The following is a 17,890-nucleotide window of genomic DNA, read 5'->3' on the forward strand; positions in this document are numbered from 1 at the left end:
ATGTAATTATGGATCTTAAAACGCTGCAATATTTTGTCGACATCGTAAACTGTGGTGGCTTTAATCGCGCTGCAGAAAAAATCCATATTAGCCAACCTGCGCTGTCAAAATCCATCACCCAATTGGAAGCTGAACTTGAGCTTACGCTACTCACCCGTGGTAAACGCGGCACAGCCATAACCCTGACCAGCTACGGCCAGCTGGTGTATGACTATGCGCAGCAGTTACTCAGTACTAAACAAGCGCTGTTTGATGAAATCGCTTTACTTAAAGGACTCGATAAAGGCGAATTAAAGTTAGGTTTAGCGCCACTGGGTAGCGCCGAGCTATTTGCGCCAATTATTGCCAAATACCAGCAACGTTATCCACACATTAATAATCAGCTGTTAGTTCGCGGTGGAGTGCAACAAACCTTAGCATTAAAAAATGGCGAAATAGAGCTAGCAACAGGTATTATCGAGCTTAATCAAGAGTTTGAAGGAATAGCAATTCATACCGAGCCTATGGTCGTGGTGCTGCCAAGTCAGCACCCGCTGGCAAAGCAGCCGCAAATATCCATCAAGGCACTGGGTAACTGCGAGCATATCTTATTTGAAGCAGAGTTTTCACTGCATGAGATGGTCATTAATGCTTATCAACAGGCTGGTATCAGCATAGAAAGCCCAACCTTAGTGAATCAACCTGAGTTTGGCATAGCGCTGGTTGCTGCAGGCACTGGGATAATGTTATTACCTAAGTTTATTGCCGAGCGTTATCAACTGGAAGGCGTGGTGCAGCGTGAACTTATTGATACCAATTTAAGCTGGAAGATGAATTTATTTTGGAGTAAAGGCAAGCCATTATCTTTTGCCGCAATGGCCATGATTGAACTGGTTAAAGAGCACCTAAACCAGCTAGCGCTTTAAATGCTAAAGTTGAATCATTTCAGATGAGATATCTCGCTATCAAACAACCTGAAAGTGATAATAGAAATGGATCGATTCTAAAGACAATTTAGGGCATAAGTGATTGAGTAATGCCGCAGTGGACGAAAACCCGGGCCAAGCGGCGGCTTTTTGCTTTTTCTGGCAGACCTTGTTAAAAGTAGTCACGACTGACCCAAGATGCGCCAGTGAACGAACACGCAATGACATAAGAGCCATGACAAAGTTTTCGCTTCTTTACATGTACACTTTAGCATTCTCGTGAAATCTAGTACGCTCTGATTTCCATCAGCTATCCTTACGGCCATACCCATGATTGAAGTTTCAAAGAACTTCATTAGCTGTTGAGTTGACATCATCCTTTTATTATCTTCCGCAGCTTCATGTGCTATGAATTTCTCGCCTTTCCAATCTAACAAGTTTACTAGCAAGAATCAGGGCAAGATAACGATGCCAATTTACAATAGAATACGGTCTTAGATGTTATATCACATTCTAAGACCTTCTATTACTTAATAGGATCCAGTTAAAAGCTATAGCCAATATCTGTACCGTTACTGATACTCAGAGTTTCACCGAGTAAGGTGAAACTCATTTCTGATGAATCATAAGTAGTGACTTTATAGCAAACTTATTAAAGCTTTTTTGCAGATGAAAGTTCAGCTTCTAGCTCTTTCATCGCTTTTTGAGTTTTAAATTCAGAATAAAGTACGGCTTCATCGTTAGGATCTAGCTTTTTACCAGACTCTTTAATTAACTTGTCAAATAAAGGCTTAGTATTTTCCATAATGACTAATGCACACAATTGTTTTTGATCATCAATACGAGCAAAAGCGACTTCTTTTGGTATTGCGCCTACAAGACTTTGTTCAGCAATCTGTTTGCTTACTTGTGCAAAGCTTGAACTACTTGTAGTCGTGTCATCTTCTTGTTGCTGTTGGTTAACTAGCTTATCCATCACCATTGCTTTAGTGTTTATTTGCGCAGCTAGATCTGCACGTGCGTTGGCAATCGCTTGTGCTCTACTTGCAGCCATATTACCGCTCCACTGAACACAGCTTGAAGATGCTAAGCCTGTTTCATGTGTCGGCATCAATACCCAACTCGGGACACTGTCATTTTCAGCTAGCGGTGTCGACTGAGGCTCTTGAGTGCTACTACATGCACCAACTAAAAGAAGGGTGCTAGCGATCATTAAATGTTTCTTCATCATAATTTACTGTTTCCATTCCATGTGGGTAATTTTGCTTGGTATTGCTCTTCTAATTTACGAACTTTTTTAAGGTAATTCTTAGTTTCAGAATAAGGTAAATCTTGCATTAGAGTGTGATAAACCTGCTCACTAGACATGGTATTTATTTTCCCTAATGCTTGTTTAACATTGCGATTGCTACCACCATTAAATGCCTTAGCGACATTACCTGCACCGGTATTGTAAGCCGCTATAACGCAGTATTTTCGACTTTGAGGATCAATAATGCCCTTAAGGTAGCGCTCAGATAATATCGAAAGATAGCCTGCTCCATAGAGAATATTTGTTTCTGGCTGATAGAGTTCGTTTGCGGTGGGAGCAGCTTCTTGTTGAAGCAACTTATTAGCCACATCCATTCCTGCCGATCTCGGGACAATCTGCATTAAGCCAAAGGCTGGTATATGGGATTTTGCTTCTGGATTAAATGATGACTCAGCATGGGAGATTGCTAACAATAAAGCCAGTTCTTGTCGCTGCTCACTGGCTTGTGTATTAAACGAATCCAAATATGGTGATGCCTTTTTATATAAATAGTCGTCAGGTAACGCAATCGTATACGACTGTATATTCTTATACTTCACATCCTTCTTTTTAACTTGCTCTACTTGTTTTTCAAGGTTTTTAACTCGTAACTGCTGTTGCTTATCAAGCTGTTGCTTCTTAGTCTTTAGCTCAGTTTCAGTAAGCCTTTCGTCAGCCTCAAAGCTATTTACGACTTGCTCATGCTGCACAATAATTTGTTGTTTTAGCAAAATTTCAGATGCTTCGACTTGAGGTTGCTGAATCATTTTTGGCGTTGTTTGCTGTAACAATTCAAAAGAATCGTCATTGTCGATGACGATTTTTACTAACGTCGCTGTATTGCTTTTATCCAGTTCTGCTGACGTTAAAGGATCATCCCCAACAAGCTGCTCTATGGTTAACGTATTGGCTTGTTCGTTAACAATAATCCTGCTGTTTAAATCGTCACTATAAACAATTTCTTGCTCAATTGAGCTTTGCGCAGGTGCAGCCCATTGCTCTAGCAGTTGGCCACGAAATGCATCATATTCTGCCAAGTATTGCTGCCTAAATGTGTCATATTCTTGCTGTCTTTGTTGGCTGAAATCCTGTTGCTGCTGTTTCCAGCCTTTTTTAAACTCATCAAAAGAGGCATCTGTTGCGAGTACCAAAGACGGTAGAAGTATCATTGGTAGCAGTAGTTTACGCATGACTATGTCCTTAAAAGTAAGCATTGAATTCATACTTTGTCAGCAATGAATCTGCAATATATTGCGGTGAAATCTCAGAAATGCCATAAAAATTAGCAGTATAAGCCGCTAGTTTTTGTGTTAATTGGCTTACCTCTGCAGAATTGTCTTCTAACGTTGCATGTTCAAGCTCATTCAAGGTTAAAGTGGCATTTGTTTGAGCTTGTTCATATTCAGTGAAACCGGCCAACAAATTTAAGTACATTCCCTGTGCCCCTAATTCTTTAGATTGCAGGTAGTAACTCACATTTTGATAATCATAAAAAAATAAATTTGAATCAGCTGTTATATCTGCAATGGTATTGGCTTTAAGTAAGTGGTCAGTAAAAGGTACTGCTGGGGTGAACTCAGCAAGTAACGGATTTTCATGTTGTAAGCTATGTAGCACAATTCCCACAATGCGCTGCTCTTTGTTAATTAGCGTCAGCAGATATTTAGGATCTTTATAATAACGATATTCGATATTGGGATCTAAATTCGAGGTTTTAATCACCTGAGGAATACCCACACTCTGCTGCACAAACTCAAGATAATTACCAATATCCAAAGCTGCTACTCTTTTATCCTCTATCTGGTGAGTAAAATGAGTAATGAATGCTTGATAACCCTCTGTAAGTAATTGCTTGGTGTCAGCCCAATTACCCAAGCCCATTAGCACCACCATCAGCACTAAAAAGCCTGAAGCGACTCGAGCAAAAAAGCCTTTTTTCTTGGGCTGGCCACCGGTATTGACGGTGTTTTTATTTAAAATATCTTGAGCATTCATTCGCTAAATTTTTATCCTTTACGTTTTACAATATGGCTTTATTGTTCTTAGTGATTAAAAATAACTACTTAAATCATCGGCTTGACTAGCTTCAATTTGTTGTAATTTGTCCTCTGCATTTTCAAGCAATTGCAGACAGACTGGCTCATCACAGGCCCCCATTAAGTTCACCACTTCATCAAATTTTTCAGCGGCTAACCATATTTTCCCGACAGCTATTTTACTTTGGTTTAGGGTTAATTTTTCAGGGTGTAAATGTTCGTCTAAATAGGCTAAAGCTGATGCTAAATCAGTTTGGCTCGCAATTAATGCCACCGCATCGGCTTGTGTTCGCCTATGCTGTAACGCCACCTTTAGCATCGCACGTAATAACTCAATATCACCGTCTTCTGCTGCCCACCAAGCGCCAGTGAGTGCCAGCCCGGCTATATTATATGAAGCATCACTAGAACTAACCTTACCTTCACAATTCAAACCATCGTGTGTTTTTTCTTGTTGATAATCCGTAATATTGGCATCTATAAAACTCAATGGTTTTGGCAGTACTTGCGACGTACGCGCCATTAAATCAGCGCGCACTTGCTCTCGTAGCGGTAACGTTAACGCACGCCGACAAGCTGCTTGTAAAGCAGCTTTTGAGTGTGTTTTTAAAGCCACCACTTTAGCGCTACTACCATTTGCCTCACTAATAAAAAAAGGGCTAGTTTCTCTAACGACACCACTACTATCTACGGAAATGTCGCCAGAGAAAATCGAGGCAGCTAAAACAATAGATAGCATTAAAGCTCCTCGGTGCTCGATACCTTGCCTGAAGCTGCTTGTGGGTTTGCCGCGTTATTATTTACACCGCCAACAGCCTTAATTTTGCGAGCTGAGTTATCGCTGGCATTTAAACTTTGCCCACCCACTTGCATCTCTTTATTGGCTTTTTTCGCTGTAGCTTCAAGGCTTGGTGAATACACTGCAATACTGTACTGCCAGTAACCATCTTCACTACTAAAGCTTTTTACACTGACACCCGCAGGCAGTGTTCCCTTTGCTAGTGTCGAGTAATCATCAGATTGTTTAAATTGGTTAACAAAGGTTTCACGATCATTTTCAAGCACTTTTACTTGCTGAGGATCTTGCATGTAAGGGTCGTCATATTGAAATTGTGAAGAACCTTCCATTTGCTTTTCATCAAAGCTACCTTCCCAATACACTTTCTCACCTTGCATGGTTGCCAATAATGCTGAGCGAGCTCGGGTTTGCGATTGTGACTTGGCTGCAGAGCGTAACTTATTGGCTACAGACTTATTTTTATTTTGTCGAATAATCGCAGAGCCATACCCCATAACAACAACTTCACCGGTTTCTGCATGGGTGAGGATTTTAGCGCCGACTGGAGGTAACACCCCACCTTTGATATCGCTAACAACTTGTTTAAAAATGCTATTAGGATCTGTGGTGACCGCTACTGCACCATGCTTTTGACGCACTTGAGCACGTGTTTTAGGCGTAGAAATTAAACTCACACGCACATTACTTGCTGCAACATCGTCATACACATCAAATGTCACGAAGCCTGCAAGAGAACCTGAGATCGACTCCTTACAGGCTTCCATCATTTTTGTTTGTGTATTGGCAACACTATCAACGCCAGTATCAATCGCATCCATACTGGTCTGAACGAGATTACTACATTGATGATCAACCCCTGTCATGTTTTCGATTAGCTGCTTTTTTGCGATCAAGTAAGCTTGGTTATAGGCGCCTCGCTTAGATAGTAATGTGGCATTGAGGTTGTCATAGGTGGTGTAACTGACGCTACCAATAGACAAAATCCCTGTTCCACTACCAACCTGGATCATTTTGACACCGTCTTCATCATTTTCAATCAACGCTTGATGTGCAACCGCAACCGCCAAACTGGCATCATCAGCGACGATGGCATCACCTTGCACGAGCACATCATCGCTATCAACCTGTTCAGCACCAGGTCTTGCCGGCACCATATCGGTTAAATCAAAGTCATCGCTCGCCATTGCTGGCATAGAAAGCGAAAGCGCTAGAGTTAATATTCTTAATTTCAAAATAGTTTCCTTACTTTTTAATATCTAAGAGTAAAATCATTTTCAATACTGATGGCGGATAATCTGTTACCAGTGGTAGTTAACACTTGATGCACGGCATCAGCGAGGTCACCTGTCGCGCCTTTATATCTCAGGCTAGCAACAATGTTGTTATCTTTTTCATATATGGTCACATCAGACACTCCGCCCAAGGTACTTAACAATGCTTGAAGTTTTTGCGGTTGCTTGATTTGGGATTGGGGTAACCATATTTGGCGGACTAGTCCGCCTCGAGCAACAACTTGAGTAAACGCCTGTTGCAACGCTTGTTGTAAATCTTGGGCTTGTTGTTCATGGGCAAGATGAACTGACATTAAGTCTTGTTCAACTCGCTGACCACTGGGCAAAGCTAATAGCGCAGGGTTATTTTTCCAGTGGCCATAGATATTACCGCTCAAATCTTGAACGCTCACATTGAGGTGTAATCGACTGGTATTGGTGGTATTCGCTAACTCAGCAGCGGCCAATACCACTAAACTAGCCACGTTAGCGACTTCCACACCTTGCTCACCTAACCATAAGGTTAATTCGGTTTTTAAAGGCTCTGGCGCAATCACTTTCACCCGCGGCGAGCCTATTACTGATAAAAGCTTGGATGCTTGCTGCACTAGCGGTTTTTTTTCAACTACCGCATGCAATGTCACTTGCAAACCATCATTATCGATATTTTGGCTATCTAAAATCTGCCACTCTTTAACTAAACCTTCGCTATGGCTGGATAACTGTTGCCCAATAAGCTCTTGCATTTGGGTGGTTTCAGTATCATTTAACACCTGTAAGTTCATCAATGATGACTGACTGTGCTGCTGGGTTAACCACACGCCAACCACCTGTGAAACAGCTCGTTGTAAAGCATCCATTTCAGCATGATGACGAGCGGTTTTGCCATTTTTAGGCCAACCTTCACCCGACACGGTAACACTGATATTTTGAGTACCTTCTTCCCAGTTTTGATGGCTAGGAGCAGGAATATCCAGCAAAGACAAGCTAACGCTGACACAAGTATCATTACCACTTAAGCTAGGTGATGAGGTGTTTAATGGAATAGCCCCCATACTTAACCCCTCAATAATGTCACTACGTTGCTGCTCATAAAGGCGCACAGTGTCATCATCTAACGATGCTCCTAAAAACTGATTATTGTCGGTAATAGCTAAACTTTTATTACCTTTAATAAATGCTGCCAGCTCTGCCGCAGCTTGGGTTTTAGCACTAGAAATAGCCAAGTTACCACGACCATAAGCGCAGGCAGTTGTTTCCATTATGCCATCAGGGAGAACCTTCACCTCTGCCGCCAGTGGCGTAGACAATAAGGCTAATAAACTTAAGCCTATTGTTCTCATGTGCGTTTCTCCAAAAAGCCTTGTGGCGTCCCTACAGAAACAGCAAATACCTTACTGTTAGGATTAGGGCGATAAATTCCACCTTTAGCTTTTTTCTTGATTGAATCCGCAAGGTCATTATCTTTCCAGCGAATGATCTCGCCAATAGAACTATTGGCAGAAGGAGTCACATGAGCAACACCAATAGGTTCAACAAACCCTGCTTCATAGCTAAATACAATCATGGTTTCATTGGGTAATACACCTGCATTTTGACCGCGGTCTAGACTTAGTTGATTACCTTTTATACCCATTACCTGAGTCGTTGCAGGCATTTCTGTCAGCATACGCGTTAATAAAATATCAATGCCACGAGAAGCCATATCATTGACTACGGCATTAACATGAGCACTATCAAAATAACGGAAGCCACTCACATAACGATTGCTGGCAGTGACGTATTTGAGTTCAGACCGCTGGCGCACATCTTCAGATTTAACTCTAATTTTGCCTAAATTAGGGTGAGATAATTTTTCACGAGTGTAAGGATTAAGCACCGAACTGGTTAGCTCTAAGGTGTAATCCATCCAACTGGTGATACTGCCTTCATTTTTAACCGTTCGTAGTGAATCTAATTTAACGATGTAATCTGGATGAAGCACTTGCTGGCTACTGACTTTTTCAGCTAATGCTTTAGCCCCTTGCTGATCAAGAACTGTTTGTTGTTCTTGTGAGACAGTTTTATCGTCACGGGTAACAATTCTAAAACGATTAATGCCAGCAAACTGATTCTCTAGCATCATTAACAGTTGCTGATCTTCAAAGGCACTTAATGCTTCAACCCCTTCCCCTTCACCAGTAACCCTAGCGACGTCAAAATACATCCGGACAATAGGTTTTTTCAGTGGGCAGCCATCATTTTCATTGTTTACATCGAAACTACAGCGGTCTAAACCCTGAGTATCAAAATAAGACGGAACACGAATGTCACTGTCTTTAAATTCGTAAGCACTTTTTGCCACTTCCGCATTAGATGCTCGATTACTGACTTTATCTGTGCGAGTCTGCTGTGCAGGAGTACTTTGACAACCCGCCAGCACAGCTAAAGCGAGTAGAGAAAAAGAAGCATATTTTACAAATTTCATAACAAATCCTAATTATCGAACATCCAATTACTGATAGGGTCTTGTACTTGTGTTTCTAACTGCTGCAGCGCAATTGACTTAGCTATCGCAGAATCAGCACCGACGCCTTCGGCAACAACATTGCGCTGATGTAATACTCTAAAAGGTGACTTGGTTTCTGTAATCGACAGCAACAAATTGGCTTGGGCTAAGCGCTTAGCACCACGATTAGCGTATTTCCATTTCAGATTAGCTTTGACCCACAAAGGCGTATTACCTCCATGAGGAAGTGCACTGCTTAAAGCTGACTTGACTGCGGCTAATTCATGACTGGCGATCACTTGGCAAGACACGGCATCAAATGCCTGTCGCCTGTGTGCCATAAAGCCCTCAAGCTGTTGAGAAAAAACACTCTTTTCAGCACTAAGGAGACTCAGTACTCTCAAGCGTTTATTGGCAAGTTTGAACGTTTCATCATAACGAAGCGCCCAAATAAATTTCAGGCTAGGATTTGAGGGAGGGGGTGACAGACGGGACAAAATAGCCAACTCATTTTCTAAGTTAGCGATGAGTGTCGATTTTTTTATTCCAAGCAATAAAGCGGTTTCTGTGTCGACTTGCGCAGCCTTTAACTCCTCTACACCTTCAAGCGTAAAAGGCAAACTACTCATCTGACTCGTTTGCGTAAATTGACTTTCTGCATGGCTGTTTTTAGTCGTTATAACCTGAGTTTGTTCAACGCTATAATCAACACTTAATTGTGCCACTATCTCGCTTAAAGCCGCATCTCTGGCAGCGATACGATCGCTGCCAGTCCCAATACCAATGATGTAATCATCATTGGTCGGTGTATGCGTTACCCACTCAGGCCAAGCATATACAGAAGCGCTAAAAGCAATTGCCATAAAAAAGGCAAATAGGCTTTTAATCATTAGCTTTTAGCTTCCTGCTCTTCTTGAAGCTGTTTAACTGCATCAATTGTTTCTTTTTCTAAATCAATAATTTCATTAGCTTCTAGTGCTAGTGATAATTGATCCGTGGCTTTTAATAATGCAGTACCAAGATCTTGTGGATCCTCTTCTGTTTCTTCATCAGACATCATAGATGAAAATAGAGAACCAGCTGCATTTAATGCCGTTGCTTGAGCTACTGCAGTGCCATGTTCTGATAAGATATAAGCAGACTTAGCAATCTCTATAGTCAAAGTGGTTGTTAACTCGACATTTTGATTGTAAACATTTTCATTCGCTTGGCTATAAGCATTGATTTTTGGTGCAATTTTTTCTTCTTCAGTTTTAGCGCCAGCATCAAATGTCACAATGGCAAGCTCAAGCTCTTCAGGGGTGGCATCTTTATAAGCATATAAAAATGCTTGTACATCTCTAAAATTTTCAGTTTGCTTTCTATATTCACCAATCACATTACGCTGACGTTTTAATATTACTGCCGCCATATTCAAAAACTCATCAACACCAGGTTGAATAGTTACTGGGTTATAGCCTAAGTTATCCATTTTGACAGTAAGCTCTGATACAGCTTGATCTCGATCAAGCGTTGCAGCGTTATCAGATGTTGAAGCACAGCCAGTAAATAATGGTACGCAGATTAATGCACAGATGAGAGATTTTTTCACGTGATAGTTCCTTTGATAATAGAATTATCAAGGAAGAAGGCGCAGGCAAATATTATAAAAAATGGATCTTCCATAATAAATTTCTTAACTCTTCCCTGAATCGTGGTTTCATACTACAACAATAAAAAAATATAAACCACAGGAAAGTAACGCATTTTTACATCACAATCACAAATTTAGACACTCAGCACAAACCGACAACAACCCAGTAAATAGCATGTACATTAGAAAAAAAACACAAAATAAAACTATTACAAAAACAAATTACAGAATAAAATTCCGCATATAAATTAAAAAATAACAACTAGGTTATCGTGAACGATAAAATTCACTCAATATTTATTAATTTAATATAAAAATATTAATATCTTTATATTAAATTTTTGAAATATATAAAAAGTACTTTTCTCTTCCTCCTCTATACCTCAATTAAGAGTGTGCAGTTATTATTTGAATTCGGGTTTTCAATGCTTAGCTAAACGTAATATATAATTTATTATTAGGCATGTTGCCATGATACATACCTTAAATAATCGCCATAAAATAATAGTTTCACTAATGCGCATCTAGTTAACCAAGAGATATTTAGCATTTAAGCCAGCCTAAGCGAAAAAATCCCTAGCTTAGATAGCTAGGGATTTTTTGTTGGTGAACTAACTCGTCTGCCTTTAACATTGAATGTTACAAATCGATTATACTCGTTCCCCTATGGCACAATTTTAAACGATGGGTTTGCTTGGGTTAGCGACTTAGCGAGTTTTTGAATTACTGTCTGATCGCCTTGTAAACTGGCTTGCTTGGTTTTCAGTAATTCCGCGATGCTCACCTGCTGTAAACTAAACTTATCAACATCTTCTTTGTTGATGGTAAAGGTTGCATCTGCAGCGCTCTTTTTAGTCACTTTGATGTTGTTGAGGTTACCGTTACTCATTTCAACATAGTAAGTTTCGTTAATATCAGGCAGTACGATATTCATGGTAAAGCTATTGTGTTGGGCAACACTGGCATCAACTTGCACTGCCAGATAATCTAAAATCATCCCCATGTCCATTTCACTGATCACATCAGCAGAATTGCCTTTTAACACTGTTTCTTGAATGCCATGGCGCAGTTCATAAGCACCACTTAAATACACGTTGCGCCAGCCCGCGCCTTCACTTTGATAGCCCAGTTGCTCGTAGGTATCAGCCAGTAAGTCGCGGCCTTGTTGTAGCTCAGGGCAAGCGGTTACGACTTTATTCATTGCCGTGGCAACAAAATTATATTCGCCTTTATCAAAGTCGCCCTGCGCTTTGGTTAACACCGCTTTACAGCCTCCCATGTACTCAACAAACTTAGCCGCTTCAGCTTGGGTTGGCAGTGGGTTAAGGTTTGCCGGATTCATATCAAAATAGCCAAGATATAAGTTATATACTGCTCTGGCATTATGGCTGTAGGTACCGTGGTACCCATTGGTATGCCATGCACTTTGAATGGTTTCTGGGATCAGGTTTTGGATCTCCCAGCCAATGTCTTGCATCACTACGCCGTTATTGGCTAAACGCAGCGACTGATTATGAACAAAGCCATAGTTGTCTCGTTGCAGTTTAAGAAAGTCATTTAAATCTTCATTGCCCCAAATCGGCGCTGAGTGCGCAGCAAATAACACATCCGCTTCAGCACCAAACTCAGTGATCACCTCATTAATTTTCTTTGACCACAGTAGCGCATCTCTGGTTTTCGCACCGCGTAAGGTGTAAATGTTATGCATGCCTTTATAGGTCAGCTCTGCTGCCCAAATGGCGTTCATACTTGGAATATAGGCCACAGCTTCTGAGGTCGCCTCTGTACCAGACGCATTCATGAAAATAAATTCAAGTCCATCAATAGTCCAAGACTCAATATCAGCTTTATGATTAGTTTCAATTGGTTTGACGTAGCTTAGCTCGCCTTTAGTGACCGCATTTGATAGCGCTGCATCAACAATACCGGTTTCACCAATTGGCAATACGGTGCCATATTGATAAGACACGCGGCGTGACATGGCATTACCCGCTAGCACGTTTTCATCAACTATTTCTTTGGTGATGTTTTTAGAGCCATAAGCCACTACATCAGGGAACATTTTTTGAATACCACGCGCGCCGCCAAAATGATCGCCATGGGAGTGGGAATAGATCATCGCTACCACAGGTAAATCGCCGTCTTCTGGTAAGTTGTTTAACGCAAAACGAAGCGATGCTTCAGCAGCCTCTGGGGTCGTTAATGGGTCTAAAATAATCCAGCCTGTTTCACCTCTAACAAGGCTCATATTGGCAAGGTCGGTGCCGCGTACCTGAAAGATTTTATCTGAGACTTGATACAAGCCTGCCGCTTCATGGTTCACTTGTCCTTGACGCCATAATGATGGATTCACCGTATCAGGGGTTTTACCTTCTAAAAATCGATAGTCATTCCAAATGATGGCTGCGGTCGTTTCATCAAATTCGGCGATTAAGCCTTTACGGGTTTCTTCAAAACCCTTGGTATTGTTAAAGTCTAAGGTTTTGGCAAAAGCTTTATTGGCTGCAATCGTCGCTTTGGTGGCTGGCTTTCCTTGGTATTCGAATGTGGTAGTAAGCGCATGCTCATCAGTGCCTGCGCTATGGTCATGATCGTGCGCCACGACAGCTGAAGAACATACAGACAAAATTACTGTAGTAATAATTGATTTTTTCATAAACACCTCGGTTTAAAGTAAAGCCAGATATCAGTTTAAGGGGACTAAATATCATCAATAGGTGTATTATATATAAGCTGTGACAACGATGAATAAGCTACAAGTGATGTTAAACATAAGCCTGACTTATATTAAAGAGGCCGTAATATGGATTTGAATCTGCTAAACACCTTCATAAAAGTGTATGAATTACAGTCATACACTAAAGCTGCCGAGCATTTTAATATCAGTCAGGCGGCGGTGAGTATGCGCATAAAACAACTTGAAGCCGATATCGCTAATACGTTATTTATCCGCAAAGGCCGCTCTATTGAGCCTACTGCCCATGCGAATTACATGATGACTAAACTCGCGCCAGCATCAGATTTAGTTTATGAAGCCTTATTTAAAGTAGGCCATAAAATTTATGCCCCTGATTTATTGGTTTATGACTTAGCCAACCTCGACATTGACGTATTTACCCCACCATTAAATCAAGAGCAGATTTTTACTGATATCAGAAATCGAAAGGTCGACTTGGTATTAGACTTTGTCACCATTAACGACCCAAGCGTGGTGAGTGAAAAGGTATCTGAAGAAGAAGTGATGGTTGCCGTAAGACAAGATCATCCTCGGATTGTAGACTCAATCACTGAACAAGAGTTTTATAATGAGCGCCATGTATCCATCAATGTCAGGCGCGAAAAGTCGAACTTATTTATGCTATTAAGTGACGCGCCAAAACCCAGAGATATTGCCCATGAGGCCACTTCGCTAGTCTCACAGCTTGCCTATGTCGCCCATACTGATGCCATATCCATCACCCCGAAACGACTTGCCGCGATTGCAACAAAGCTAGGCGTAAAGCTACTTGCTTGCCCAATGAAAATGAATAAAGCGCCCATCTCGATGCTTTATCATCGATCATTTTTACATAATGATGAGCATATAAAATTAAGGCAAAAAGTGAAAAATAAAATCAGCCTTCGCAATTAAGGTTAAGCAACTGATTTTTTTATTTGAATGTTGAGATAACAAGATAGTTACCCCCAAAAAATATGCTGCCCAATAATGTTAAGGACAACTAATGACCGTTTGTGTAAACACCACCAAATTAATCTGTTTTTTATTATTACTAACTAGTCAAAGCTATGGCTATGCCTCCTCGTTATTAGGTAATACAGCGCCTAAAAAAGTCAGCATTACAACTACATCAATAGCAAGGTTAATCAAGGACACCATAGATGATTCACCTCAGCCATTTAGTGGCAGCGTCATTTTACTAGAAAATGGTAAGCCACTGCTCAAGTTACAAAAAGGCAAAGAAATTACCCAAGGTTCTAGCTTTGTTATAGCATCTCTTTCTAAACAAATTACCGCCACTTTGATTCTGCAAGCTGTCGATGCTGGTCAGCTAGACTTAAAGGGTTCACTGAATAGTTATCTTTTTGATGAGGCTGCCCCTAATCAACCCAAACAGCACAACAGTATTGAGTCGAGCTCAATCGAAAAAACTCATTTTGATCCTAAACGATATAACGAAACAATTACCATACATCACCTCCTTAGTCACACCTCTGGAGTTGACAAGTTAGGCCAGCCCAATAAATTTGAACCTGGCAGTCAATTTCAATACTCTAACTTTGGTTATTCTCTTTTAGGGCAACTACTCGAACAGGTAAACCAACAATCATTTGCTCAACAGATTGTGCAGTTTTCACAAAATAATAAGCTAGACGAGCTTTATGCAGAAGTGGGCAGTATTGATAGTATTCGACGAAAAGTGACTTCACTGGCTGTCGGCCTAAATGAATCAGATGTTCTTACAGCTACAGATTTAGTGATTGACGAAGCACTTCTCCCTGCAGGAGGGTTAATTGCATCCACAAAAGCTTTTGCCTCATTTCAGCATAAATTACATTCTGGTAAGTTTATCAGCCCAAAAAGTTATGGGCTTATGACACAGTCTCATAGCAAGATTAAATTTTTATGGCCGGACATGAGTTATGGCTACGGGCTTAGGATCAATAAAGAAGATGGCATTTTAGAGTACAGCCATACTGGCTACTTATCTGGCTACATGTCTATGTCACTCCACTACCCAGAATATAATGTAGATTTGGTCATGTTAGAAAACATATCCTTAAATCTAAATGATCTCAGCCGCGTCTTCGAGCTTCACACCCAGATACGACAAGCTATTCGTCACAATTTATCCCTCAACAAACGATAACACCTCTGTAAACATTAACTCCCCAGTAAATAAAGTGAAGCGCTCAAAATTAACTCCTCAATATTAACCAGCCAAGTAGCATGGCTGGTTAATCTTTTAAGCAGACAAGCGCTGCAAAAGCTAAGCAAAAAAACTTTAGTAACAGAAATTTAGTAAAAAAGTTTAGTAAAAAACTAGCTCAAGCTTTTAGCCAAGTCCTCAATCGCATTCAGCGCATTAGATAACTGCGCATTTGATAAGTATGGTGCGGGGCCAAAGCGTAACTGATTGCCGCGACTGTCACATAAAACGCCTTGTTTCCCCAGCGCCACAACCCACTGATTGGCTTTGGCGGTGGTTAAAGACAAAAATCCAGCATTATCAATGATGTTATGTGACGGCAAAGCTAAAACGTCACGGCTTAAGCCCATAGTTTCAATCCCTTGCCATAAAACGCTAATTTGTTGCTGACTTATCGCCCTCAGCTTGATGTCAGTAAGCTTATGTTGCTCAAAAAAATCAAACACTTCAGCGGCGCGGTAATGGCTGGCGGGATCATAAGTCGAGCCTGCAAAAGCGCTTTGACCCGGGCCATAACCCACTTTCCCCGGTACGTGATCAAGTACCTCAAATTCCGCATACCAGCCAGTGATAATCGGGCTGCCCTGATAATCTGCAGGAATGCGCAGCATGCAATTGCCTTCACCTGCCTGACAATATTTGTAGCCACCAGCCACGATAAATGCCGATGTGAGCTGCCATGCATCGAGATTAAATGGCAGCACATTAAGGGCATGATAGGCATCAACCAAACAAGGGATGTTTAAATCTTGTGCCGCTTTTGCCACCAAGCCAACGTCGTTAAATATCTCACTGGTGCCAAAAAATACTGCTGATAACATTACGGCATCGGTATCGCTATCAAGCTTGTTGATGATGCGCTCAGCTAAAGTGTCACTTGGCTGCACCTCAACCACTTCAATATCAACATTGATGTCTTTTAAACGGCTCAGTTGGCGCCTCAAGGAGTGAAATTCACCATCTGTAGTGACAATCTTAATCGGGCGTTTAAGGGGCTGTTTAAAGCAATGCAAGTCGGACAAAAAGCGTAAGATCAGTTCATGGGTTGAAGCGCCTAAGGCAATTTGCGCTTGGGGCTCACCCAATAAACCACGGTAAAAGTCACGCACCCGGTCAGCTTTTTCAAAGGCTAGTGACCATTTTTCATCTATGTGTTTTGCGGCATCATCAAAGCACTTTACTAAGCCCAGCTTTGCTACATCAGGCCAGGCTTGATGAGAGTGGCCCGACAATAAAATACGCTCGCTCACCTTAAAGCTTTGATAGTGAGTTTGTAGTGTTAGCGCAAAATCCTGATCCATGCTTGCTCTCCAAAACCGATTATTTTTATTGGTAATCTTGTGTTATTTGTAACTGATACTATTACTGATATCGCTACTGATATTGCTGCCCGCGCTCGTACTTGTGCTAGCAGGGTTGTAAATATAGTAGTAAACCCGTAATCAAATTTACAGATGGGTGCGTAACTCAAACAGCTCAGGAAAAAAGCTAATATCCAAGGCTTTTTTTAAAAACCCCACCCCAGATGAACCGCCCGTACCCATTTTATTGCCAATAATGCGCTGCACGGTATACATATGCTTAAAGCGCCACTGCTGAAAACTGTCTTCAATATCAATTAACTTTTCCGCGAGTTCATACAGTTGAAAGTGCTCGTCGGCATTTTGGTAGACGTTTAGCCATGCATTTAACACTGAATCATTACGCTCATAGGGCTGGCTAAAATCACGATTTAACTGCAATGCTTCAATATGTAAACCACGCTCATGCAATACTTTTAAAGTGACATCATACAAACTAGGCGCTTCGAGAATTTGCGTTAACTCTTGATGCACCACAGGATCGCTTTCATGCACTTTTAGTAAAGAGGCGTTCTTGTTACCCAATAAAAACTCCAACTTACGATAACCATAAGACTGAAATCCCGATGAGTGGCCTAAAGAATCTCGAAATTTAAGGTAATCCACAGGGGTTAGTGTTGAGAGGATATTCCACGACTGAGTTAACTGGTTAAAAATCTGTTTGACCCGAGAAATCACTTTAAAAGCATGACCAAAATCGCCCTGCTGGATATTGGTAATCGCCACACTGAGTTCATGCCCTGCTAGCTTTAGCCACAATTCACTGGATTGATGGATAACAATAAACAACATCTCATCATGTTGATCTGATAATGGCTGCTGCGCCGACAACACTTGATTTAACTGTAGATAATCGCCATAGGACATATCATCTTTAAAGTCGGTGTGAATATCCTCTTCCATCGCCCGATAGTTACTGTGGGGACAACTCATGTTTATCGCTCCGGTTATTATTTTTATGCCTCAAAAACGATTTATTTAATCACGAACACTGCCTCAAGTCAGTGAGGACTGAATATTAACGTCATGCCTTACTGTACGCCTGAGTTAACACTGACGTTACAAGTGCCGATAACAAAACTGACAGCTCAACCGATAACTAAACCAACAGCCATTGTCCAAAAGCCAGTTAATTGATCAAAAAAACAGAGATGATTAACTGAATCAATCTTGACAAA

15 protein-coding genes are annotated in these 17,890 nt (G+C 41.1%); 3 read left to right on the plus strand and 12 right to left on the minus strand.

Annotated features, from left to right (window positions below; translation table 11 throughout):
* Nucleotides 1–8 precede the first annotated feature (8 nt).
* Nucleotides 9–905 carry a LysR substrate-binding domain-containing protein gene (locus tag Q4557_RS03370; RefSeq protein WP_303410668.1) on the plus strand — a complete coding sequence of 299 codons (897 nt, stop codon included), beginning with the start codon at nt 9–11 and terminating at the stop codon, nt 903–905.
* Between the two features lie 652 nt (nt 906–1,557).
* Here Q4557_RS03370 and Q4557_RS03375 read toward each other — a convergent pair.
* The 10 genes from Q4557_RS03375 to Q4557_RS03420 all read right to left on the minus strand — a co-directional run bounded on the left by Q4557_RS03375 (nt 1,558) and on the right by Q4557_RS03420 (nt 13,079).
* On the minus strand, nt 1,558–2,136 hold the full coding sequence (locus Q4557_RS03375; protein WP_241901119.1) for an LPP20 family lipoprotein: 579 nt from the start codon (nt 2,134–2,136) through the stop codon (nt 1,558–1,560).
* Nucleotides 2,133–3,386, minus strand: coding sequence for a transglycosylase SLT domain-containing protein (locus tag Q4557_RS03380; protein ID WP_157936439.1), 1,254 nt, complete (start codon nt 3,384–3,386; stop codon nt 2,133–2,135). Before Q4557_RS03380 ends, Q4557_RS03375 begins: the two co-directional genes overlap by 4 nt.
* A gap of 10 nt (nt 3,387–3,396) precedes the next feature.
* A complete protein-coding gene (locus Q4557_RS03385; protein ID WP_303410671.1) occupies nt 3,397–4,191 on the minus strand; it encodes an ETEC_3214 domain-containing protein in 795 nt (264 codons plus the stop codon).
* A gap of 54 nt (nt 4,192–4,245) precedes the next feature.
* Entirely contained in the window at nt 4,246–4,971 is a 726-nt protein-coding gene (locus tag Q4557_RS03390) for a hypothetical protein (protein WP_102439142.1), read from the minus strand.
* Complete coding sequence (locus tag Q4557_RS03395; RefSeq protein ID WP_102439143.1) at nt 4,971–6,263, minus strand: hypothetical protein; 1,293 nt, start codon at nt 6,261–6,263, stop codon at nt 4,971–4,973. The genes Q4557_RS03390 and Q4557_RS03395 overlap by 1 nt, the downstream gene beginning before the upstream one ends.
* Before the next feature lie 17 nt (nt 6,264–6,280).
* On the minus strand, nt 6,281–7,645 hold the full coding sequence (locus tag Q4557_RS03400) for a hypothetical protein (RefSeq protein WP_303410674.1): 1,365 nt from the start codon (nt 7,643–7,645) through the stop codon (nt 6,281–6,283).
* Entirely contained in the window at nt 7,642–8,769 is a 1,128-nt protein-coding gene (locus tag Q4557_RS03405; protein WP_102439145.1) for a hypothetical protein, read from the minus strand. The genes Q4557_RS03400 and Q4557_RS03405 overlap by 4 nt, the downstream gene beginning before the upstream one ends.
* An 8-nt stretch (nt 8,770–8,777) precedes the next feature.
* Nucleotides 8,778–9,680: an LPP20 family lipoprotein gene (locus Q4557_RS03410; RefSeq protein WP_303410677.1), complete on the minus strand. Its 903-nt coding sequence runs from the start codon at nt 9,678–9,680 to the stop codon at nt 8,778–8,780.
* Nucleotides 9,680–10,381, minus strand: coding sequence for a hypothetical protein (locus Q4557_RS03415; RefSeq protein ID WP_303410679.1), 702 nt, complete (start codon nt 10,379–10,381; stop codon nt 9,680–9,682). The genes Q4557_RS03410 and Q4557_RS03415 overlap by 1 nt, the downstream gene beginning before the upstream one ends.
* 706 nt (nt 10,382–11,087) lie before the next feature.
* Nucleotides 11,088–13,079, minus strand: a complete 1,992-nt coding sequence (locus Q4557_RS03420) for an alkyl/aryl-sulfatase (RefSeq protein ID WP_303410681.1) — start codon at nt 13,077–13,079, stop codon at nt 11,088–11,090.
* A 147-nt stretch (nt 13,080–13,226) separates the two neighbouring features.
* Here Q4557_RS03420 and Q4557_RS03425 point away from each other — a divergent pair, with 147 nt between their 5' ends.
* Both Q4557_RS03425 and Q4557_RS03430 read left to right on the plus strand, forming a co-directional pair.
* Nucleotides 13,227–14,054, plus strand: coding sequence for a LysR family transcriptional regulator (locus Q4557_RS03425; protein WP_303410683.1), 828 nt, complete (start codon nt 13,227–13,229; stop codon nt 14,052–14,054).
* Between the two features lie 91 nt (nt 14,055–14,145).
* Nucleotides 14,146–15,291, plus strand: coding sequence for a serine hydrolase (locus Q4557_RS03430; RefSeq protein ID WP_102520890.1), 1,146 nt, complete (start codon nt 14,146–14,148; stop codon nt 15,289–15,291).
* Between the two features lie 173 nt (nt 15,292–15,464).
* Here the strand turns inward: Q4557_RS03430 and Q4557_RS03435 are convergent, their stop codons facing one another.
* On the minus strand, nt 15,465–16,652 hold the full coding sequence (locus Q4557_RS03435) for a kynureninase (RefSeq protein ID WP_303410687.1): 1,188 nt from the start codon (nt 16,650–16,652) through the stop codon (nt 15,465–15,467).
* A 147-nt stretch (nt 16,653–16,799) separates the two neighbouring features.
* Nucleotides 16,800–17,645: a tryptophan 2,3-dioxygenase gene (gene kynA / locus Q4557_RS03440; protein ID WP_102476692.1), complete on the minus strand. Its 846-nt coding sequence runs from the start codon at nt 17,643–17,645 to the stop codon at nt 16,800–16,802.
* Between the last annotated feature and the right edge of the window lie 245 nt (nt 17,646–17,890).

It is taken from the genome of Shewanella sp. 5_MG-2023, assembly GCF_030547465.1.
GTDB lineage: Bacteria > Pseudomonadota > Gammaproteobacteria > Enterobacterales > Shewanellaceae > Shewanella.